The 5,550-nt window shown below is 68.9% G+C and carries 5 protein-coding genes and 1 pseudogene; 2 read left to right on the top strand and 4 right to left on the bottom strand.

Annotated elements, in window-relative coordinates; genetic code table 11:
• Window positions 1-435 precede the first annotated feature (435 nt).
• Both ACYVMZ_RS39000 and ACYVMZ_RS38995 read right to left on the bottom strand, forming a co-directional pair.
• Window positions 436-1,494, bottom strand: a complete 1,059-nt coding sequence (locus ACYVMZ_RS39000; RefSeq protein WP_461088012.1) for a helix-turn-helix domain-containing protein — start codon at window positions 1,492-1,494, stop codon at window positions 436-438.
• Window positions 1,495-1,956: 462 nt separating this feature from the next.
• Window positions 1,957-2,088, bottom strand: coding sequence for a hypothetical protein (locus tag ACYVMZ_RS38995; RefSeq protein ID WP_461088010.1), 132 nt, complete (start codon window positions 2,086-2,088; stop codon window positions 1,957-1,959).
• Window positions 2,089-2,653: 565 nt separating this feature from the next.
• On the opposite strand from ACYVMZ_RS38995, the gene ACYVMZ_RS38990 reads away from it, so the two are divergent.
• Window positions 2,654-2,920 carry a hypothetical protein gene (locus ACYVMZ_RS38990; protein WP_461088014.1) on the top strand — a complete coding sequence of 89 codons (267 nt, stop codon included), beginning with the start codon at window positions 2,654-2,656 and terminating at the stop codon, window positions 2,918-2,920.
• A 194-nt stretch (window positions 2,921-3,114) separates the two neighbouring features.
• On the opposite strand, the pseudogene ACYVMZ_RS38985 reads toward ACYVMZ_RS38990, so the two are convergent.
• Window positions 3,115-3,902: pseudogene (locus ACYVMZ_RS38985) on the bottom strand (pentapeptide repeat-containing protein); the annotation flags it as partial.
• Here ACYVMZ_RS38985 and ACYVMZ_RS38980 point away from each other — a divergent pair.
• Entirely contained in the window at window positions 3,886-4,095 is a 210-nt protein-coding gene (locus ACYVMZ_RS38980) for a LexA family protein (RefSeq protein ID WP_461088008.1), read from the top strand. The pseudogene ACYVMZ_RS38985 and the gene ACYVMZ_RS38980 sit on opposite strands and share 17 nt — an antisense overlap.
• Before the next feature lie 141 nt (window positions 4,096-4,236).
• Here the strand turns inward: ACYVMZ_RS38980 and ACYVMZ_RS38975 are convergent, their stop codons facing one another.
• Window positions 4,237-4,461, bottom strand: coding sequence for a DUF5133 domain-containing protein (locus ACYVMZ_RS38975; RefSeq protein ID WP_461088006.1), 225 nt, complete (start codon window positions 4,459-4,461; stop codon window positions 4,237-4,239).
• Window positions 4,462-5,550: the final 1,089 nt, after the last annotated feature.

The raw sequence follows: 5,550 nt of genomic DNA, 5'->3' as shown, positions 1-5,550 counted from the left end.
ACGGCAAGGCGTACGCGGTCTCACGAGAATCCACCCCCTCGCAATCGAACACCAAGGTAACCCTCCGCGACCGCTCCCCAAGATCTGTGCCAGAACCAATTCTCATCGACATTGATCACGCGGCAGCCCCGCGAGTGACTCCCGAACTCACGTCGAAACGACATCCGCGAAGAGTGACACAGCCACTCCGACCGCCGTGGCGGTGAACCAGTTGGCGGCTTCGGCGTCGGTCATCAGCACCGCCTGGGCCAGGTGGGCGTCGCCGTCCTGGACGACGTGAACGCGGCCGGGGTGGGCGCTGCTCTTCGGGGCGGGGTCGACTACCGGGGCGAGCCGCTGCCAGGTGCCGACGCTGACCCGGGCGAGGATGACGGTGGCGAACTGCTCGCGGGCGCCGGAGATGAGGCGACCGCCGACGGGGGTTCCTTCCGTGTTTCAGCAGTGGCCCTGGCGCTCGGCGCGCTGTGCGATCCGGCGCCGGATGGCTTCCCGCTGCCCCAGGTCGAAGGCGGGTGCGCTGCCTAGGACGTCGCGGAACTGGCTGATCAGGTTGTGTGCGTTGTCCGCTGGTCCTGCCGGCCGTGCGTCAGCGGACGGCTGGTCCACTGTGGTCGCCGTGGGTGGCGGTTCGGTTGGTTGATCGCGGTACTCGGTTGCGGCCTGCCACAGGGGGCGGAAGTAGTCGACGGAACCGCCCATGGCCTGCACCAGTTGAAACAGTGTCGGCCAGTCACACATGACAGCGCCGTCGAGCACGTCGGTGACCTGTGCCGCCTGGAGTCGCCAGCGGGAGGCGATGCAGATCTGCTGGACGGTGGGCTGTCCCGCTCGCACGTGGAGGGTCCGCAGGGCGGCCATGAGGCGCTGGATGGCTTGTGCCCGGGTGCTGATGCCGTCCAGCGAGTCGATCTCATGTTCGCCCGCAGCCGGCCCGCGGGGCTGGCGCCGGCGCAGTTGCTCGGTCTCCCACACCTTGCGCAGCACGACTGGGTCGGCGCCGCAGGCCCGCGCGAACCGTTCGGTGATCTTCCAGGAGGGCACCCGGTGGCCGCTGAGCATGCGGCTGAGGTACGAGGCGGAGCAGCGTGATTGGCGGGCCAGTTCGTGCAGCGGGAGTTCCGAGGCGCGGGCGAGCATGGACAGCACAGGGGCCAGGCGGTTGTAGGCCGCGCCAGCGGCTTCGACCTCATCGGGGATTGCCTCGCCCGTGTCCGCCGGGCCGCCGGCGAGGTGTCGGGCCGGCTCCTCGTACAGGGCGCGCAGGGAGCTGGGTACGGATGGCAGGTGTCCCACCTGTTTCAGGCGGCGCACGATGTAGTCGTCGGTGTACCGGTGCCGGGCGGTGTCCGCGCTGACGCTCAGCGCCAGGCCGATATGGGCCCAGGTGACCTGGCGCAGCCGTGCCCGCCCGACCAGGCCCGCGGTCAGGCAGTCCAGCCGGGTGCGCATCTGCTGGACCTGTTCCAGGATCTGTTCGGTGTCGTCGTCTCCCATCTGTCGCAGCAGGACCCGGCCGTCGTCCTGGAGGTCGCGGATGATTTCTCCGAGGATCTCGTCCAGGCGGCCAGGTGTGGTGCGGGGGGGCAGAGCCGCGTTCGGCGCAGCAGACGCTGTTGTGCGAGCCAGGCGAGGGCGGTGCACCTCCGGCGCGGTCAGAGCGCCGGCCTGGCGGCGCGATGCTCGGTGGGCCGACCGGCGGCATGCAGCGGAGCAGTACTTCTGAGGACGTCCGACTCTGGGGCCGGCCAGTAGCAAAGGGGCGTGACAGAAGGCGCAGCGGTCCACGGAGATTCTTCCTTTGGGTTAAGGACTCGGTCGCTACTTTTCGTGACCCGGCCGGTCGTTGATGCCCGGGTATTTCGTCGCCGGAACCGGACCGGTCGGGGTTTCGTCAACGGTGTGGGAACACCCTTTCGGTGGGCGGGGCGCTGTCGCGGCGCCCCGCCCACCGCGCGGCTAGCTGTGCCGCTTACGCCGCCTGTTGCTGCTCAGCACGGCCGTCACCACTGCGGCGAGCACGCTGCCCAGCACCTGCCCGATCAGATCGACCCGGGCACGGGCGCCGAGCGAGGCCCCCGTGATGAGCACAATGGCCAGGACGGGAACCGCTAGGAACGCAACGAACCTTGCCTTGCCCGCAGAGGCAACAACGGCACGAATTTTGTAGCCCCTGTTAGCCTGCTTTCCAGGCGCCGGACGGGCAGCTGCCGGTTTGGCGCCACGGCGCCGAGGGGATCGAGACATCGCATCTCCTTGGAGTTGTTGTTAGGGAACGCGCGCAGGCCCTCGGATGTAGGTTTGGCGACCGTGCGAGGACCTGCGCGCGCCTGAGCGTGACCCTAGCGACACGCTGTGCGAAAAACGAATGCCGTCAATCCCCGGCAAAACGACACTTCCCGCAGGTCGCTGGGGCCACAGCCTCGCGTTCCGTCGCCAACCGGCCAGAACATTCGCCGATGCAAGCCAATCCCCCGGCACCCGAGGCGACCAAGTGGTAAAGAAGCCCTGTTGAGAACCTGTGTCTGAACCTCGGCGTACACGTGAACGTCCCCAGCCACGTACGGATGAACGGGGCCAGATTCTGACGCGCTGAGGATCGTGCAGTGGGCATCCTGCTGCTCAGTCGGTGTGGGGCGGCAGAGGACGGCTGACGATGGTTTTGGATCCGCATCGCTGGTTGGTACTGCGGCGTTTTCGCGGCCTGTTCGAGTCCGGGGCGATGAGCCTGTCGAAGATCGCCCGGGAGACGGGGCTGGACCGGAAGACGGTCCGCAAGTACCTCGCGGCCAAGGGTCCGGCGTCGCCGCCGCGGCGGACGTCGAACGGGCAGCATCAGAAGCGGGTGGTCGACGAGTTCGCGCCGCTGATCGACTCGATGCTGCGGGCCGAGATCACTGTCCATCCCCATCGGCGAGCCTGACCCGGAAGCCACCGTCCTGTTCTGATGACCTCGTCACTGTCGGGCTGCACAGAAGATCTCAGTGGGCGCGGCTGTGACCTGGGCACTGAAGTCCTTCGTGCGGCGAATCGGGGTGGCGCGAGCGCAACGATCACTTCAGTGCCCAGTGCCCAGTGGCCGTGGCTCCTGAGGTCTGCTCTGGGTGTCGGCGGTGGTCAGCGTTTGACGCGGCTCCGGACGGCGAGGACGGCCAGGCCGAGGAGGACGGGTTCGGCCAGCCGGGAGGTCATCTCGGTGTAGGTGCCGGTGGTGGTGAGGTCCTGGCCTGAGGAGCGGAAGATCACTGAGTTGATCACTACCCTCAGGGATTTCTCCAGCCGTTCGGTGGTGACGCGCTCGGTCCAGGGACCGGTGGGGTTGACAGGGTCGGGGGTGTCAGCGGTCAGGCTGATGTCCGGGCCGGTCTGGCGCCCGGTGATAGTCGGCTTCGGGGCATCGGCGGGTAGACCCCACAGCACCATCACCGCGATCGTGGCGGTCATGGCCGCCCTCAGCCAGGCCAGCGCGCGGATGGCGCGCAGTCCGTACCCGGAAAGAGCCCAGTAGGCGGTCAGCAGCGCACGCTCACTCCAGGGCCGGGTGGCGTCGTGGCGGCGCATCTCGCATTCGCCGTAGTAGAAGTCGGCGGCGTCCGGCTCATTCTTGCCGTCCTCCAGCGACTTGCGCAGTTGCCGGTACAGCGCCGCCACCGCCGCCGGTTTCAGCTTCGGAGCGTTCTGTGGCGGGCTGGTCCAGCCGCGGGCTTGAATGAGGTGGCGGCGGTGCGCACTCGCCGGTGGTGCTCCTCGGTCAGCGTGTTGCGCCGGCTCCATCGCCAGGGGAAGCGCCAGCCCCAGCCGGTGGGGGTGGTGGCGAAGGTGCACCAGCCGTCCACCTTCAACTGGTCGAGGTGGACGGCGCCGGCGAACCGGCAGGTGCTCAGGTCGATGTCGTGCAGCGCCAAGGGCAGCGAGCGGCAGGAGGCGCGCTGCATCCGCGCGGCCATCACCGAACAGGGCGTCGCGCCCACGGTCGCGGAGATCGCCGGCCAAGTCGGCCTGCGGCCGTCGAGCGTGCACTACCAGCTGCGCGAGCTGGAGGCCAAGGGAGCCATCGTGCGTAAGCCCCGCCGGCCGCGTGGGATCCGACTCGCGTGAGCAGCTGTATCTGATCCCCGGTCTCTCCCGGCCACCAGGTAACGTCGCTCCCGGGGAGGAATGGCTCCGCACGAGCCGACGTGAGTTGGTGTGGGTCTGGGACCGTGCCGCGCATCTTCAGGCCGCAGCCAGTGCGGCATGTCAGTGGCGGAGGGGCTGCTCTCGTCTCATGGCCTCGGCCAGTTGTCGACGGGCGACAAACAGTGCCGTGTCCAGCTGGCGGGTGCCGGTGATCACACACAGTGTGTAGGTCGCGTCTTCAAGCTGGCGGGCGGTCTCGGCGCTGTTGTCGGCGGCCAGGCGGCGCCTGAGCGTTTCGCATCGTTCGACCAGCTCCCGCAGGAGCGAAGGGTGCGCCGTGATCATGGCTGGCTCCTTCCGGAGAAGCTCGTGTGGAGCAGCCCCCTTCACCCATACGGTTGCAGCCGTCTGCGCCCGCCGCATCTGGAGGCCCTGGCTCGCCAGGACTCGACTGCCGTCTGCAGTAGCCGGCGGAGCTGCCCGGAGCGCCGATGCCCTGCGGGGTGGAATGTTGACGCGGCCGTGACGTTGCCCGGGCTTTGCCCGTTGGACTGGTGACACGTCGTGCAGCGTGTCGGCGGTCCGGCGCCTACCTACCTCCCTCGTGCAGGTCGGGCCGCGCCCCTCAACCGGTTGAACCGGCCGGTGACCGGCAGCCCCGGGAATGTCATGGCTCGACAGGACCCGGGGCCGCCGAGCGGTTACAGGGGGCCGGAGAGCCTTCCCAGGACCTCGGGGACGCGACCGCAGCCGCCGCCCCGCTCGCACCGAGCCCGCGCCAAGGCGTCATCTCACCCCCGGGCTGCGAGCCAGATGATGACTCGCCCTCCAACCCGGCGGCACCGGATCCACCCACACGACCGGGAGCCAGCGACAGCATCACCGCTGTCCGCCAGCGAAGGAAGGTGATCGCCTCGGCCAGCTGGTCACGCAGACACACACCCGCCTCGAACCCGGCTGCCCGCAGATCATCCGGCCCGCCCTGACCAGGCATCTCTGCATCTCTCAAGCGAGCCGGCCCGCAACGGCAAGCACCACAGCAACAGCGACAAGCACCGCTGAGTAGATGACCATCACGGCCCGGCCCCACCCGCCGTCACGCCTGACGCCGACGCCCAGGTCATCCCGCTCGGGCCGGGAGCCAGTAAGCCCGAGCGGTGCCGCATACGGCACAGCGTCGTCTACGCGAGGATTCACGCCCGGACCAACGCGTGATGAGCGTCTTCCGACACAGCGCAACCGCCCTCACCACCCGTTCAGCCCACACGCCGGCCCTCCACAGCGCAGGGCCGCGAGGCTACCGCCACAGCACGCACCGCCCAGCCAAGCGGGTTGGACTGCTGCCGGCGGTGGGTGAATGCGGGCAGCCCCTTACCCTGCAGGCCACGCACGGGGGCGCGATGAGCAGGCCCTGGAGCGTGGACCACCCAGGCT

Source organism: Streptomyces deserti, from assembly GCF_054782695.1.
The sequence above is the reverse complement of the archived record's forward strand: the minus strand, read 5'-3'. Positions and strand labels throughout refer to the sequence as shown.

What these genes read in the sequence shown, in the direction of transcription:
- ACYVMZ_RS39000 (WP_461088012.1), bottom strand. Translation starts at nt 1,494, where the DNA reads ATGGGAGACGACGACACCGAACAGATCCTGGAACAGGTCCAGCAGATG.
- ACYVMZ_RS38990 (WP_461088014.1), top strand. Translation starts at nt 2,654, where the DNA reads ATGGTTTTGGATCCGCATCGCTGGTTGGTACTGCGGCGTTTTCGCGGC.
- ACYVMZ_RS38980 (WP_461088008.1), top strand. Translation starts at nt 3,886, where the DNA reads ATGTCGTGCAGCGCCAAGGGCAGCGAGCGGCAGGAGGCGCGCTGCATC.
- ACYVMZ_RS38975 (WP_461088006.1), bottom strand. Translation starts at nt 4,461, where the DNA reads ATGATCACGGCGCACCCTTCGCTCCTGCGGGAGCTGGTCGAACGATGC.